The organism is Sinomonas sp. ASV322 (assembly GCF_030908245.1).
Classification (GTDB): domain Bacteria; phylum Actinomycetota; class Actinomycetes; order Actinomycetales; family Micrococcaceae; genus Sinomonas.
The window spans coordinates 90,412-104,406 of the sequence record NZ_JAVFJJ010000008.1 but is presented as its reverse complement, the minus strand read 5'-3'; the positions used below and the strand labels follow the sequence as shown (position 1 = coordinate 104,406).

Here is a 13,995-nt window from a genome sequence, read left to right as displayed (position 1 = left end):
AATGTCCGACGTTTCGGGCGTTGGCTTCTTGTTTTCCTTGTCGTTACCTTCCGTGCTTACGTTTCGGGCCAGATCGCTCATTGGGAGCGGTTGTTCGCGCCGATTCAAGGACAGGGATCCCAGATGCGAATCTCCGGTGTTTCGACACGGAAGTACTATGCGGCCGCCGCTGCCGCTGCGCTCTTTGCCGTCGCCATCACCGCGTGCGGTGGCCCGGCCAGCTCGACGAGCACTGCGTCGTCGGCCTCTGGGGCGTTCAAGGCCGCCTCGCAGGTAGACACGAACACGCCGATCAAGCACCTCGTCGTGATCTTCCAGGAGAACGTCTCGTTCGACCACTACTTCGGCACCTACCCGAACGCCGCCAACACGGACGGCACGCCGTTCAAGGCCGGGAGCAGCACGCCGTCCGTGGACGGGCTCTCTCAGGCCCTTCTCACGCAGAACCCGAACGCGGCCCAGCCGGTTCGCCTCGGTGGCGCCAAGCAGCAGGTCACGTGCGACCAGGACCACGAGTACAAGGACGAGCAGGAAGCCTTCAACTCGGGCAAGATGGACAAGTTCGTCGAGCACACCGAGGTCGCTGAGGGAACCAGCTGCAAGGCGCCCCTGTACGGCCCCAAGGGGCTCGTCATGGACTACTACGACGGCAACTCCGTCACTGCGCTCTGGAACTACGCGCAGCACTTCGCGATGAGCGATAACTCGTACGGGACGACGTTCGGCCCGTCGACCCCCGGCGCGCTCAACCTCGTTGCCGGCCAGACCCACGGCGTCGTCAAGGAGTTCATGCCCGGCGACAAGCCGTTCCCCAAGGGGGAGGTCCTCGAGAACGCGGGCAACAAGCAGGGGACGATCGTCGGCGACCCGCAGCCGTTCGGTGACGACTGCTCAACCCGCGACCAGGCCCAGCTGAGCAGCGACAACAAGAACATCGGCGACCTGCTCAACGCCAAGGGCGTCTCGTGGGGCTGGTTCGAGGGAGGCTTCAAGCCGACTGAGACCAAGGACGGCAAGGCCGTGTGCGGCACCAAGCACAACGTCGGGGTGGCCCTCGGCGGAACGGGCAAGGACGGCGCGCTCCCGTTCGGGTCGAAGGACGACTACATCGCGCACCACGAGCCGTTCCAGTACTACGCGTCGACGGCGAACCCGCACCACCTTGCCCCGACGTCTACCGATCTGATCGGCTCGACCGACCAGGCCAACCACCAGTACGACCTCACCGACTTCTGGACCGCCGCGGACGCGGGCAAGATGCCGGCCGTGAGCTACCTCAAGGCCCCGGGCTACCAGGACGGCCACGCGGCGTACTCTGACCCGATCGACGAGCAGCAGTTCCTCGTCGAGACGATCAACCACCTCCAGAAGCTCCCGGACTGGAAGGACACGGCGGTCGTCATCGCGTACGACGACTCGGACGGCTGGTACGACCACAAGGCCTCGAAGATCGTGAACAGCTCGAAGTCGGACGAGGACTCCTACGGCGCCGAGGGCCAGTGCGGCACGGGCGACCCGAGCGGTGGCTACCAGGGCCGCTGCGGCTACGGCCCGCGCCTCCCGCTCCTCGTTGTGTCGCCGTTCGCGAAGGCGAACTTCGTGGACCACACCCTCACGGACCAGAGCTCGGTCCTCAAGTTCATCGAGGACAACTGGAAGACCGGCCGCATCGGCGACAGCTCGTTCGACGAGAAGGCCGGCTCGATCGAGGGCATGTTCGACTTCGGCGGCAACGCGCAGCCCGCGCTCCAGCTCGACCCGAAGACCGGCGCCCCGACGAGCTAGTCCGAAGTACGACGGCGGTCGGTGCCTTTCCAGGGGAAGGCGCCGGACGCCGTCGTACTCGTTCAGGGGTCACGTTCCGTGGGTGGGACCTGCGGTAGGTGACTCCTGAACGGGGTGGGACGCGCGTTAGGTGACCCTCAAACGGTTTGGAGAGCGCGGGAGACCGCGCGCTCGGCGATGCGTTCCGCGATGAACTTCGCGTCCCGGCCCACGCCGCCGACGAGGTGCGACGTGAAGCCCCGCTGGAAGAGGAGCCCCACGAAGAACAGGCCCTCCACGCCGTCGGCCACGCCCTCCGTCTCGGCGGGGAACCCGTCGTCGCCGATCCGCAGGGGGCGCACGAACGAATAGTCCGGCCGGAAGCCGGTGCACCACACGACGTTGGCGACGTCGAGGACGGTGCCGTCGTCGAGTTGTGGTTTGCCGTCGACCGAGCCCACCGTGCGGGCCTGTGTCCGCCGAACGCCTACTGCGTCGAGGTCGGCGCGCTTGGTACGCACCAGGGGTGCGCCGCCAGCGCGGAACTTGGGGCGCAGCTTGCGTCCGATGGGCGTCTTGAGCGTCAGGATGTGGTTTGCCGCGAACCCCATGACTCGCCCGAAGACCCGCTCGTTGACGGGAATCTCGCCTGGATGCCGCCCTGAGAGCCACGTCTCGTGCCCGGACTGAGCCACCTCGAACGCAACGTCCGCGCCCGACTGGCTTGCGCCGACGACGAGCACGGGACCCGGAAGGAGCTGGCCCGGGTTGCGGTACCCAATCGAATGCAGCTGGCGGATGCCCGGATCGAGCTCTGCGGCCACTGTGGGGACCTTTCCGGCTGCGTCTGTGCCGATTGCGAGGACGACGTTGTCCGCCCTCAGCTCGCTGGCGCTCGTCTCGAGGACAAAGCCGCCTTCCGGGTCGCGGTCCACCGACGTCACGCGCACTCCCATGCGCACGCGGGCGCCCACGAAGCCCGCATACGACTCGAGGAAGTCCGCGAGTTCTTTCGCCGTGGGGTAGGCAGAGCGGCGGCCCGGGAACGGCATGCCCGGCAGGCCGTTCGCGCGCGCCGGGGTGAAGAGGCGCAGCGAGTCGTAGCGTTCGCGCCACACCTCGCCGATCCTTGTGCGGCCCTCGAGCACGACGCAGTCGTGCCCCGTCCGCGTCAGCCAGTAGGCGGTCGCGAGCCCGGCCTGCCCGCCACCGATGATCGCCGTCTCGACGCGGTCGCGGCCGTCCGAAGTGGTGTGCTGTGCGAGGGGCTCGGTGTTCGTCATGATGCGCTCCATCACCTCGGTGGCCCGCCGTCCGGGCCGTCAATTCGACGGTACGGCCCGGGAAAGGGGCCCGGCTTCGGGCGGATCATGCAGGTTTCCGCGGACGGACGTGCGCAATTTCGTGTAGGCGTGATCGTTCGCCACATTTCGCGGCGCAAAGTGTCACTTTTCACCCGAATGGGCTCCGAATGATGGCGAACGGAACCCTACGCGCGCTCCACGATCCCGTGGTCGTAGGCGTACGCGGTCGCGGCGGCGCGTGAGGCGACGCCGAGCTTCGTGTAGATGTTCGCGAGATGGCGGGCCACGGTCTTCTCGCTCAGCACGAGTTCCTCGGCCACGGCACGGTTGGTGAGGCCCTTGGCCACGAGCCGCACGACGTCCAGCTCGCGCGCCGTGAGGGGACCGGAGGACGACGGCGCGTGGCCAGGGAGCGCCGCGAGGTCCGGGGCAGCGCCGAGCCGCTCGAACGTGGCGCGGGCGGCTTCGACCTCGAGGGCGGCGGCGTCGTCGTCCTCGAGGGCGGCGTAGCAGCGGCCGAGGGCCGCGCGCGTCCGTGCCTCAGGGTAGGGCATTCCGAGGTCGTGCCACGCGAGCGAGGCCTCGCGAAGGGTCGCGACGGCGGTGGCCGCCTCCCCGGCCGCGCAGAGAGCCGCACCGACGGCGGTGAGAGCCAGGGCCTTCGGGAAAGGCGAAGCGCTGGACTCCGCGAGCCGGGTCAGCTCCTCGGCGCCGGCTGTGGCCGCCTCCGCATCGCGCGCCGCGGACATGACCTCGACGTAGGCCGGCAGGAACTCGGCGCGTTCTCCGGGCAGGCTCAGCTCGGAGTTGAGCCGCCGCGCCGAGACGGCAGCTGCGTCGATCCGTCCCTGCGCGAGGCGCAAGAGCATGAGTCCGGGCTCGGGGCGGCGTCCGGCCGCGTTGGCGAGCCGGTAGGCGTCCTCGGCCTCCGTGAACCTGCCCGCCAGGCGGTGCAGCTCGCCGAGTTGGTAGCGCGCGAGGCCCGTGTCGATGGGCAGGAGCCGCTTGCTCGCCGTCACGGCCTCATCGAGCGCGCCCTGCCAGTCGCCGTCGAGCATCTTCACGACGGAACGGTGGACGAGGCACACACCACGGAAAGGCACGAGGTCGGGGTACCGTGCACACCAGTCGGTCGCGGCCGTCGTCCAGTCGCGCGCCCTGGCCACGTCGGAGGCCTGCAGCGACGCCGAGATCACCGAGCAGTAGGCGATTCCGTTGACGAGGGGAATCTGCACCTCTCCGGACGTGACGGCTGCCATCGCCTCGTCGAGCTCGGCGAGGCCCTCCGACGTGCTCCCGAGGCGGAGGAGCGCCCAGCCCGCGTTGAGCCGCGACAGCACCTCGGTGTCCGTGTCTTTGGCCGGGCGCGCGATCGCGATGGCCTCGCGCGAGAGGTCGAGGGCGCGTCTCACGTCCGCCGGATCCGAGGACTCGAGCGCGAGTCGGCTGAGGCCTGCAGCGACGAGCGCGCGCTCCGCGTCGAGGCCCTCGTCGTCAACGATCCCGGCCATGCGGCGGCCCCACGCCTCCGAGCGGGCCGCGTCGCGGCGTGTGCCGTGCGTCGCGGCGAGCCAAAAGGCCGTGCGGGCGGCAGCGGCGCCGTCGTTCTCGGAAAGGAAGCCCCGGAACGCGCGGCCCAAGAGGTCGATGCACTGCTGCTCACGGCCGATCAGGTAGGCGCTGAACGCGTAGCGGGTGAGGTCGGCGGCGGGGAGCGGCGCGTCGCGCTCGGCCCGCTCGAACGCCGTGAGGGCTTCCATCCAGGCCTGGGCGTCGTAGAGCTTCCGACCGTCATCGAGCAGGGGCTGGAGCATGCTGACCACCTCGATCCGAGCATAGACCGGGGTAGCTTGGGTTCAAACACTTGGGCCGAGCGGCCAGCCGAGACCGACAGGAGGCAGCATGCGCGCCGTCGTCATCCACGGACCCCGCGACATCCGCGTCGAGGACCGACCCGATCCCGTGCTTCGCACCCCCGCGGACGCGATTGTCCGCGTCGTCGCCGCGTGCGTGTGCGGATCGGACCTCTGGCCCTACCGTGGGGTGCGGCCAACTACGCAACCGCACCCTATCGGGCATGAGTTCGTGGGCGTCGTCGAAGCGGTCGGCGACGACGTCGCGACGGTTTCGGTGGGAGACTTCGTGGTCGCGCCATGGGCTGTTTCGTGCGGCGTGTGCCCGCAATGCCGCAATGGCGTGCAGGTCGCGTGCGACCGACGCGCCTCGTGGGGAGGCCTGGACGATCGCGGCTTCGCGGTCGACGGCGGGCAGGGCGAGCGCGTGCGCGTTCCGATGGCTGACGGGACGCTCGTCCCGGTCTCCGGCGTGACCGAACCCGGCGAGCCCCTGCTCAAGAGCCTTCTCACGCTCTCCGACGTCATGGGCACGGGGCACCACGCCGCGCTCGCGGCCCGCGTGGGACCCGGGCGGAGCGTCGTGGTAGTGGGCGACGGCGCCGTGGGACTGTGCGGTGTGCTCGCCGCGAGGCGTCTGGGCGCCGAGCGCATCGTCGCGATGTCACGGCACGAGGACCGCTCAGAGATCGCGCGCCGTTTCGGGGCGACCGACGTCGTCGCGGAGCGCGGCAAGGCGGCCGCCGGTGCGGTCCGCGAGCTGCTCGGCGGCGTGCTCGCCGATTCGGTGCTCGAATGCGTCGGGACCTCTGAGTCCATGGACCAGGCTCTCCGTTGCGTGCGGCCGGGCGGGAGCCTCGGGTTCGTGGGCGTGCCGGCCGGCGGCGCCGAACTGCCGATCGGGGTGCTCTTCTCGAAGAACATCTCCGTGGGCGGCGGCGCGGCGCCGACGCGCGCGTACCTTCCCGAACTGCTCGACGACGTCCTCGCCGGGACCATCGAGCCCGGCCTCGTCTTCGACGCCGTCATGCCGCTCGAGGACGCCGCGCGGGCGTACGCTGCGATGGATGAGCGACGATCCGTCAAGGTCATGCTGCGGCCGGCGGAGGTGGAGTCATGAGCGATCCCGGATTCGAGGCGGCGCTTGAGGCCGCGCGGGCAGGTCTCCGCGACGGCGGGATTCCGATCGGGGCCGCGCTTGTCCGGGCCGGCGAGGTCATCGCCGTCGGGCATAACGAGCGGGTGCAGCGCGGCGACCCGATCGCGCACGGGGAGATGTCCGCGCTGCGGGCCGCCGGTCGGCAGCGGACATACCGCGACACGGTTCTGTACACGACGCTCGCCCCGTGCGCGATGTGCGCGGGGACGGTCATTCAGTTCAAGATCCCGCGCGTCGTCGTGGGGCAGGGGCGGACGTTTCCCGGCGAGCTCGGGCTCCTGCGCTCCCGCGGGGTGGAGGTCGAGGTGCTGGACGACGCGCGGTGCGTCGCGCTCATGGAGCAGTTCCAGCGTGAGCACCCGGCCCTGTGGGCCGAGGACATCTCCGAATAGTCCACACGTCGAAATAATGCGTCGCCCCAACTTGCACAACCGTCCTCTGAACCGGTTAAGGTGTGAAACGCACGTTGCATACCGACCGCACTGGGGACGGAAGTAGTTGCTCGTGCCGCGCGCCGCGCGATCGGCGACCATCCGGCCGTCGGATCGAGCGCGCGTGGGCGCGTCCGGTTCAGCCCACACGGCGGAGCTGGACGCGCCACCTTCGCGGAGGCCCACCGCTTCTGATAGTAAATTACCGGATTCATTAAAGGGATCACGAAAGCCTTGATCCCAGCGCCATCGTTTGACATGATCAACGCGGCCAGTGAAATTTTCTGCTCCAGTCATCTTTGGTAAGATTCTGTCAAGTGGAGTTTAATGTGGGGGTTGGAGCAGGCGGCCGTCCATCACAGTGGTGTAACTACAGAAATGGAGTCTGTCATGTCTGCTCAAGCGCCCGAAATTCCGGCTGGCACGTTCGGCGAGAATTTTGAACGGACGTCCTTCGAGGCCGCGACCGCCGCCGTTGCCGCCGGCTCCGCCCAGCAGCTCGAACTCTTCGCCAAGGGGGCGTCGATCGGCTGGCTCGGCGAGAACGGCAGCGAGTGGTGCGTCGTGTCCTCCCAGAATGCGGCGGTTTCGCTCGAGCCGTACGTCTACAGCAACGTCCTGTACTACCGCAACGCCGCCGACAGCTCCCGATACCTCTCGGTGAGCGACGGGTACAACTACGTCGGCTTCTACAACTGGATCGGTGCTACGGGCTGGACCCTCAACGGAAACGTTCTCACGTCGCTCTACACGAATGCCCAGCTGTCATATTGGTCGAGCGACAACGGGTACGTTTACGCAAACAATGGGAGCGGCTACACGCCTTTGACCGTCCAGTTCCACTGATTCAGAGTTCCTTGGAGGCGTGACCCCAGCACCGGGCGCCCTTCCCCGCAAAGGTGCCGCGGACCCGCGGCACATTTGCGGGGAAGCGGCACCGATGCCCAGGTCGGAACGCTCACCCTCGGTATTCCGGATTCGGGTGGTCCTGCCTGCTGAGGTCCCAGTTGAACGTCACATTCCCGTACACGGGGATGCCGCCCGCGTCCTTGATCCGCCGGGCCGTGTGCAGCATGTTCCACGCCGCGAACACGGTGTTGCGAGTGGTCCAGTGGTTCTGGGCGCCGCGGTTGTCATCGAGGTAGGAGGGCCCTGGGCCAGCCTCGCCGTTCCAGTAGGAGTCGGCCTGCGGCGGGATCGTGAAGCCGATGTGGCTCAGCGCATAGAGCAGCTGTGCGGCGCAGTGCTTCCCGCCGTCCTCGTTGCCCGTGACGATGACACCGCCGACCTTGCCGTAGTAGGACCACTGTCCGGCCGCGTTGAGCTCGCCTGACCACCCGTAGAGCCGCTCGACGACCTTGCGGGTCACGGAGGACTGGTCGCCGAGCCAGATCGGCGTCGCGAGGACCACAATGTCCGCCGGCTCGATGAGGCTGCGGTACAGGTCCGGGAACTCATCCGTCGCCCACCCGTGCTCGCGCATGTCAGGGTAGACGCCGGGCGGGATGTCGTAGTCGACGGCGCGGACGACGTCGACCCGCGCACCGACGCCTTCGAGCACATGCCGGCTGACCGCTACGAGCCCGTCGGTGTGGCTCTGCTCAGGGGACGGCTTGAGAGTGCCGTTGAGATACACCGCGCGGAGGTCGGTGAAGTCTGTCGGGTTCGCGGCAATCTCGGCGTCGATGAACTTTTGGACCGATTCCGGCAGCATGGTCGGTTCCTTCCGTCGGGTGCCTTCGATGGTAGGCGGGACCCGGCGAGGGCGGGAGGCGCTGGATGTTACCGATTGCGGAAATCGCCCCGGGCCGCGGATGCCCGAGAGTGGTGGGGGAGCCGGGCACTACGTAGGGGCGCATGGGTCACACCACTGAGACTCGACGCATACTTGAGGTCTAACACTTAAGAATCGCGCCAATCATAGGGTTCTCCACATTTAAGTACTTGACCCTAACCATTCACGCGACTAGGTTCTCATTCACTAGTCGCCGAAGGTGGGGGTTGAATGGTGCAGATCATCATCTAGCGCTTCATCGCGATATGTCGTGGCTCGATCGAGCGTACAGCCAGATCGCCAGGCCAACGACTGGGAAAGCCCAAAGGACGAGAATCCAAAGCGGGCGTGCCGTAGTGGACAACGGAGCGTTCAAGACGTCAAAAGTCGCCCATACGATAGCGCCTGTCCATGCCAAACCCACAGCAGCGCTCAACGCGATCGGCAGCCATTGCCACAGTTCCATGTGTCCCCCAATCCAACTCATTCTCCGTTGTGTTCGATGCTCATTATGACCACAGTGGATTTGAGTTGTCTAGTCAGTCGGTTCAGGCGATGCGTGGTCGATGATGGTATTCCGGTACGGTTTCGGGCGCGTGCTGGGTTGCGTGTTCCTTTAATTGGAAGGAATTTCTGATGAAACTCGTATCAGTTGAACTGGTGGCAGTGCTTGTCGCTGGCCTCGTCGTTCTTGGGCAGGTTCCGGCCCAAGCGTCGCCGAGTCCCTTGGGTCCGCGGAGAATGTGCGGACCGTGATTGTTCCTGACTGCGTGAAGGCTCGTGGGCAGGCTGAAATTGCCGGGTTGGACGTATCTGGAATTGACTGTCATATCACGACTGTTTCGAGGACAACCGAGGCGGTAAGAGTTTCGATGGGCCAGATTCGCGCGGACAGGTCGTTGACCGGCAAGCAGCGAGAGGGCTTGTTGCAGGCTGCGGCCCTCGGTGCGGTGTATTCCAAGCATTTCTCGTGGTATACGACGGCCGGCGTTTACACGGTAACCCACAACGGTACTTTCTACTACAACGGCTGGAAGGCTTGGGTCGGCGAGTACTATGACGGCTATCAGGGATACCACTCGTGCTTTGTCAATTATTCGTCCGTGGTTTCCATTGGAAATCAAGATTGTGCTGAAGCCGGTAATGCATTTGAACGAGATCTGCTGTATCGCTGGCAAGTGACCTGGCCATGGGGCCCACCGTATTTTGGTCTCTCATACAGCGTTGAAAACTGGGGCAGTGTGTACGGGAACGGCACGAGAAGCTAATCAGATGGTGTCCCACCATCCTTTGGTCTAAAGCGCCTTCCCCGGGTTGAGGATCCCCGTCGGATCGAGGGCCGCCTTGATGGCACTCTGCAGCTCGATGGACGTCCCGCCCAGCTCCTCGACGACCCACTCGCGCTTGAGGAGCCCGACCCCGTGCTCGCCCGTGAGCGTGCCGCCGAGCCGCTGGGCGAGGTGGAACATCTCGCCCAGCGCGACCTTCGCCGGGCCCTCCGTGATCGATTCCTCTGGGTCGACGACGATCATCGGGTGCAGGTTCCCGTCGGCCGCATGCGCGATGCTGAAGATCCGCACGCCCGTGCGCTGGGAGATCTCCTCGAGCCCCGCGAAGGCCTCGGCGAGCCGGTTTCGCGGCACCGCGATGTCTCCGATCGAGACGCGCCCGAGCTTCTCGAGGGACGGGATCGCGTCCCGCCGCGCCTTGACGAGCGCGGCGGCTTCGTCGTCGTCGGCCGCCCGGCGGACGGTCGTCGCGAAGGGCTCGATCGCCCGCGCAATCTCGTCGAGCTCGAGGTGCGCGCCGTAGCCGTCGGTCTGCGCGAGGAGGAACGCCGCGCCGAGCTCGCGATGCCGCGTGCCTTCGGCGCGGTCGACGGCATCGAGCGTCGGCCCGTCCATGAGCTCGAGGATCGAGGGCTGGATCCTCGCCGCCGTGATCGCGGACGCTGCGCGGCCCGCGGCCTCGACATCGGCGAAGTACGCCGCGAGGGTCTCGGTTCGCACGGGCCGCGGCCGGAGGCGCAGCGTCGCCTCGACGACGATGCCGAGCGTTCCCTCCGAGCCGATGAACAGCGCGTTGAGGTCGTAGCCGGTCACGCCCTTGATCGTGGTCCGGCCCGTGCGCAGCACGCGACCGTCCGCGAGCACCACCCGGAGCCCGAGCACCGATTCGCGCGTGACGCCGTACTTCGCGCACCACATTCCGCCCGCGTTCGTCGCGACGTTGCCGCCGATCGAGCAGATCGCGGTGCTCGCGGGGTCGGGCGCATAGAACAGCCCGTGCTCGCCGGCGGCCGCGTTGACCTCGGCATTGAGGACGCCGGGCTCGACGACGGCGATCATCTCGACAGGGTCGATGCTCAGGATCCGGTTCATGCGTGAGACATCGATGACGACCTGCCCTGCGTGCGCGCTCGCGCCTGCGGCGAGACCCGTCCCCGCGCCGCGCGGCACCAACGGGATGCCATGCGTGTGTGCGAGGCGTACGGCCTCGACGACGTCGTCGACGGTTTCACAGCGGACGACGGCGTCCGGCAGCGAAGGGGGCACGTAACCCGAGCGGTCGGTCGCCACCGCGGCGCGGGCGTCCGGATCGGCCGACGCACGCGCGTGTGCCGACATGACGACGGCTGCGGTCTGGGACGAGGTCGAGTCCGAGGTCATGGGCCAGAGCATAACCGGCCCCTCGCGGAACGACCGTCTGTTGGCTGCATAACCGTCCCTTGCAGCACGGTGCGAGGGGCGGTCATGTCGCCGAGGGGCGGTCGTGGCGTGAGAGGCTGGAACTCGCGCCCCCGCCCCAGCCTGACCTCCGTCGAAAGGACTTCCGTGACCCGCCGGATCAGCCGCGCCGCGGCACTGGCCCTGCTCGCCGTCGGACTCATGTCGCTCAACGCCCGCGCCCCGCTCGTCGGTCTCGGGCCCGTGCTCGGAGGCATTCAGCGCGATACGGGCCTGAACGCCACCGTTGCCGGCCTGCTCACGGCGATCCCCGTGCTGTGCTTCGGCCTCGTGACCCCCGCGGCGGCATGGTTCATCGGCCGCATCGGGATCAACCACGCGAATCTCTACTTCTTCGGGGGGCTCGCGGCCGGGATCGTCCTCCGCTCCTTCGGCGGGGCCGCGGGCGCGATCGCCGGAACGGTGGTGATCGGCGTGGCCATGACGATCGTCAACGTCGTGACGCCGCTCCTCGTAGGCCGCGACTTCCCGCACCGCGCGGCGCTCATGACGGGGATCACGACGGCCTCCGTCAACGTGGGCACTACGCTCGCCTCGGCGCTTACGGCACCTTTCGCGGACGCGGTCGGGTGGCAGTGGTCGCTCGTCTCGTGGCTCGGCCTGACCGCGATCGCGGCGGGCACGTGGCTCTTCCTCTTCCCTCCCTCGAAAGACGGCCCGCGGTGGTCCGACGCAGATTTCCCGAGCCCGCTCGCGAGGGCGGCCGCGCGTCGTCGTGCGGAGCTGCGTGCCGCCCAGGGCCAGCCGGGAACCCAGACGGGCCCGCTGCCCAAGGTGCCCGCGCCCACGCTCAGCCCAGCCAACCGCCGCATGATGCGCCTCTTCACGGCGGCGTTCGCGCTCCATAACCTCGGCTATTACGCGATCACGCTGTGGCTTCCGACGTTCCTCACGCAGACGCGCGGCATGACGCCCTCCGAGGCGGGGTACGCGGCGAGCCTCTTCCAGGTCTTCGCCATCCTTGGCCCGCTGCTCGTGCCCGCCCTCGCCCGCGCGTTCGGGTGGGGCGCGCAGCCGCTCTTCGTGCTCGTCGCGGCGTGCTGGATCGCGCTCCCGCTGGGCCTTCTCGCGGCTCCCGCGCTGTGGTCGCTGTGGGCGCTCCTCGGGGGCATCGCCCAGGGCGGGACGTTCACGGTCGTCTTCACGGTCGTGATCCAGCGCGCCCGCTCGCTCGACGAGAACCGGCGCATGACGGCGTTCATCCAGTCGGTCGGCTACGGCTTCGCCGCGGCCGGGCCGATCCTCATGGGCTTCCTGCGCGATGCCGCAGGCGGATGGACGGCTCCGTTCGTGTTCGTGCTCGCCGCCGTCGTGGCGATGGCAGTGTGCGGGCTCGCTGCCGTTCGAACGCACGACGACGGGCCGCGGCCGGGCGGGACGCGAGGGGAAGGTCGCGCGGCGGCATCCGAGGCCGCACGACCGGGGAAGGGCTAGAGGAGGCCCAGCTTCGCGAACGCGGCGACGAGGCCCGCGTCGTCGGGGCCGGGAGTCACGAAGTCCGCGGCGGCGAGGACGTCCGGGTGGGCGCCGTCGATCGCGATGCCGACGCCCGCGTAGGCGAGCATCTCGACGTCGTTCAGTCCGTCGCCGGCCGCCACGACGTCCTCCCTGCCGATCCCGAGATGCTCGACGACCGCCTGGATCCCGACCGCCTTGTGGACACCGAGCTGGTAGAACTCGCCCGCCGAGCCGTCCATGCCGGCCAAGGACGAGGCAACGACCCCGACGCCGGGGCCCATCTCCGCCGCGAGCTCGCTGACCGGAACAGGCGAACCGAAGCAGCTCACCTTCCCGAATGACGCGGCGCTGAGATCCGCAGACATCTCGAGCGCGGCCAGGATGTCGAGCTGTCCCTTCTGGTCGCCGTCGCCGGTCGAGGGGAAGAGCCCCGCGAGCAGACTCTCGAGGCGAATGTCCACGCCGAGGGGCCCGTAAACGCGCTCGGGGGCCTCGAGGACATAGGCGACGCCGTGACTGTCGAGCACTGAGACGACGCGCGCGGCGACGTCCGCCGGGAACCGGCGGTCGGCGAGGACTTCGCCGTCGAACTCGACATAGCCTCCCGCGGCGGCGACGAGGCCGTCGAATCCGGGCGCCAGGAGCTTCGGGGAGAGCATCGACTTCGGCCTGCCCGTGCACAGCAGCACGTGGTGGTCCGCCGCCCGGAGGTTTCGCACGGCGTCTTCGTGCGCGACGGGAGCGATCCCGTGGTGGGCATAGGTCCCGTCGACGTCGAGGAAGATCGCCTTTCGATCGGTCATGCTTTCCCCTCGGCGGTCACCGCGGTCTCCGCGAGGCTCGTCGCGCCGGTGACATCCTGCGCCGAGAAGCCGTCGAGCCCGGCTCCGCCGATCGGCTCGGCGTACCACGCGGACAGCTTCCATCCCTGGGCCGGGTCTCCCTCGAGGAGCGCGCCGCCCGTGTTCATGATCTGCAGCTGGGCGCCCGCCGTGGCGTCGAGCCCGCTTCGGATCGCCGTGTACACGCGAATCGCGGCCCCATGGCTGAAGGCAACCGCAGTCTCCTCCGGGGCGTGCGACCTCGCGATGGTGGCCAGTGCGGCGTCGAACCGGGCGAGGAACTCGCGGCCGTCGCAGCCTCCCGGCATGCGGCGCGCGAGGTCGCCGCGGATCCAGTCGAGGAGGCATTCGACGTAGGCGCCGCGGGATTGCGGGTCGCTGCGCATTTCGAAGTCGCCCGCGGAGATCTCTTCGAGTCCTTCGACGACGGCGATCGTGTGCCCATGCGCGGCGGCGAGCGGTGCGCCCGTGAGCTGCGTTCGGATGAGCTTCGAGGCGTAGACGGCGGCAATCCGGTGCTCGGTGAAGGCCCGCGGGAGGGCGGCGGCCTGGGAATGGCCGAGTTCCGTGAGCCCGGCTCCCGGGAAGGCGGTGTCGAGTTGGCCCGTGATGTTGCACGGCGTCTGCCCGTGGCGGATGAGGAGAATGCGCATCGGATCAATC

Annotated in this window: 13 protein-coding genes; 6 read left to right on the top strand and 7 right to left on the bottom strand. The window is 68.2% G+C overall.

The window, feature by feature from the left end; genetic code table 11:
* Positions 1–123: 123 nt before the first annotated feature.
* Positions 124–1,785: an alkaline phosphatase family protein gene (locus RBS12_RS12575; protein WP_307966451.1), complete on the top strand. Its 1,662-nt coding sequence runs from the start codon at positions 124–126 to the stop codon at positions 1,783–1,785.
* A gap of 137 nt (positions 1,786–1,922) precedes the next feature.
* Here the strand turns inward: RBS12_RS12575 and RBS12_RS12570 are convergent, their stop codons facing one another.
* Both RBS12_RS12570 and RBS12_RS12565 read right to left on the bottom strand, forming a co-directional pair.
* Positions 1,923–3,047, bottom strand: coding sequence for an NAD(P)-binding domain-containing protein (locus RBS12_RS12570; protein ID WP_307966450.1), 1,125 nt, complete (start codon positions 3,045–3,047; stop codon positions 1,923–1,925).
* A gap of 206 nt (positions 3,048–3,253) precedes the next feature.
* A complete protein-coding gene (locus tag RBS12_RS12565; protein ID WP_307966449.1) occupies positions 3,254–4,882 on the bottom strand; it encodes a helix-turn-helix transcriptional regulator in 1,629 nt (542 codons plus the stop codon).
* Positions 4,883–4,970: 88 nt separating this feature from the next.
* On the opposite strand from RBS12_RS12565, the gene RBS12_RS12560 reads away from it, so the two are divergent.
* The 3 genes from RBS12_RS12560 (at position 4,971) to RBS12_RS12550 (ending at position 7,357) form a co-directional block, all read left to right on the top strand.
* Entirely contained in the window at positions 4,971–6,041 is a 1,071-nt protein-coding gene (locus RBS12_RS12560; protein WP_307966448.1) for a zinc-dependent alcohol dehydrogenase family protein, read from the top strand.
* Positions 6,038–6,472 carry a nucleoside deaminase gene (locus RBS12_RS12555; protein ID WP_307966447.1) on the top strand — a complete coding sequence of 145 codons (435 nt, stop codon included), beginning with the start codon at positions 6,038–6,040 and terminating at the stop codon, positions 6,470–6,472. Before RBS12_RS12560 ends, RBS12_RS12555 begins: the two co-directional genes overlap by 4 nt.
* Positions 6,473–6,901: 429 nt before the next feature.
* Positions 6,902–7,357, top strand: coding sequence for a hypothetical protein (locus tag RBS12_RS12550; RefSeq protein WP_307966446.1), 456 nt, complete (start codon positions 6,902–6,904; stop codon positions 7,355–7,357).
* 112 nt (positions 7,358–7,469) lie between these two features.
* Here RBS12_RS12550 and RBS12_RS12545 read toward each other — a convergent pair whose 3' ends face one another.
* Both RBS12_RS12545 and RBS12_RS20240 read right to left on the bottom strand, forming a co-directional pair.
* Positions 7,470–8,225, bottom strand: a complete 756-nt coding sequence (locus tag RBS12_RS12545) for a flavodoxin family protein (RefSeq protein WP_307966445.1) — start codon at positions 8,223–8,225, stop codon at positions 7,470–7,472.
* A gap of 316 nt (positions 8,226–8,541) precedes the next feature.
* Positions 8,542–8,751, bottom strand: coding sequence for a PLDc N-terminal domain-containing protein (locus RBS12_RS20240; RefSeq protein WP_373886517.1), 210 nt, complete (start codon positions 8,749–8,751; stop codon positions 8,542–8,544).
* Between the two features lie 286 nt (positions 8,752–9,037).
* Here RBS12_RS20240 and RBS12_RS12540 point away from each other — a divergent pair, with 286 nt between their 5' ends.
* The gene (locus RBS12_RS12540; RefSeq protein ID WP_307966444.1) at positions 9,038–9,553 is read left to right on the top strand and encodes a hypothetical protein; all 516 of its coding nucleotides are present in this window, start codon (positions 9,038–9,040) and stop codon (positions 9,551–9,553) included.
* Between the two features lie 27 nt (positions 9,554–9,580).
* Here the strand turns inward: RBS12_RS12540 and RBS12_RS12535 are convergent, their stop codons facing one another.
* The gene (locus tag RBS12_RS12535; protein ID WP_307966443.1) at positions 9,581–10,954 is read right to left on the bottom strand and encodes an FAD-linked oxidase C-terminal domain-containing protein; all 1,374 of its coding nucleotides are present in this window, start codon (positions 10,952–10,954) and stop codon (positions 9,581–9,583) included.
* 165 nt (positions 10,955–11,119) lie between these two features.
* On the opposite strand from RBS12_RS12535, the gene RBS12_RS12530 reads away from it, so the two are divergent.
* Positions 11,120–12,466 carry an MFS transporter gene (locus tag RBS12_RS12530; RefSeq protein ID WP_307966442.1) on the top strand — a complete coding sequence of 449 codons (1,347 nt, stop codon included), beginning with the start codon at positions 11,120–11,122 and terminating at the stop codon, positions 12,464–12,466.
* Here RBS12_RS12530 and RBS12_RS12525 read toward each other — a convergent pair.
* Positions 12,463–13,293, bottom strand: coding sequence for an HAD hydrolase family protein (locus RBS12_RS12525; RefSeq protein ID WP_307966441.1), 831 nt, complete (start codon positions 13,291–13,293; stop codon positions 12,463–12,465). The genes RBS12_RS12530 and RBS12_RS12525 overlap by 4 nt on opposite strands.
* Positions 13,290–13,985: a histidine phosphatase family protein gene (locus RBS12_RS12520; RefSeq protein ID WP_307966440.1), complete on the bottom strand. Its 696-nt coding sequence runs from the start codon at positions 13,983–13,985 to the stop codon at positions 13,290–13,292. The genes RBS12_RS12525 and RBS12_RS12520 overlap by 4 nt, the downstream gene beginning before the upstream one ends.
* Positions 13,986–13,995: the final 10 nt, after the last annotated feature.

Coding starts and splice junctions, on each gene's coding strand:
- RBS12_RS12535 (WP_307966443.1), bottom strand. CDS start 10,954: ATGACCTCGGACTCGACCTCGTCCCAGACCGCAGCCGTCGTCATGTCG.
- RBS12_RS12565 (WP_307966449.1), bottom strand. CDS start 4,882: ATGCTCCAGCCCCTGCTCGATGACGGTCGGAAGCTCTACGACGCCCAG.
- RBS12_RS20240 (WP_373886517.1), bottom strand. CDS start 8,751: ATGGAACTGTGGCAATGGCTGCCGATCGCGTTGAGCGCTGCTGTGGGT.
- RBS12_RS12525 (WP_307966441.1), bottom strand. CDS start 13,293: ATGACCGATCGAAAGGCGATCTTCCTCGACGTCGACGGGACCTATGCC.
- RBS12_RS12570 (WP_307966450.1), bottom strand. CDS start 3,047: ATGACGAACACCGAGCCCCTCGCACAGCACACCACTTCGGACGGCCGC.
- RBS12_RS12560 (WP_307966448.1), top strand. CDS start 4,971: ATGCGCGCCGTCGTCATCCACGGACCCCGCGACATCCGCGTCGAGGAC.
- RBS12_RS12550 (WP_307966446.1), top strand. CDS start 6,902: ATGTCTGCTCAAGCGCCCGAAATTCCGGCTGGCACGTTCGGCGAGAAT.
- RBS12_RS12545 (WP_307966445.1), bottom strand. CDS start 8,225: ATGCTGCCGGAATCGGTCCAAAAGTTCATCGACGCCGAGATTGCCGCG.
- RBS12_RS12555 (WP_307966447.1), top strand. CDS start 6,038: ATGAGCGATCCCGGATTCGAGGCGGCGCTTGAGGCCGCGCGGGCAGGT.
- RBS12_RS12520 (WP_307966440.1), bottom strand. CDS start 13,985: ATGCGCATTCTCCTCATCCGCCACGGGCAGACGCCGTGCAACATCACG.
- RBS12_RS12575 (WP_307966451.1), top strand. CDS start 124: ATGCGAATCTCCGGTGTTTCGACACGGAAGTACTATGCGGCCGCCGCT.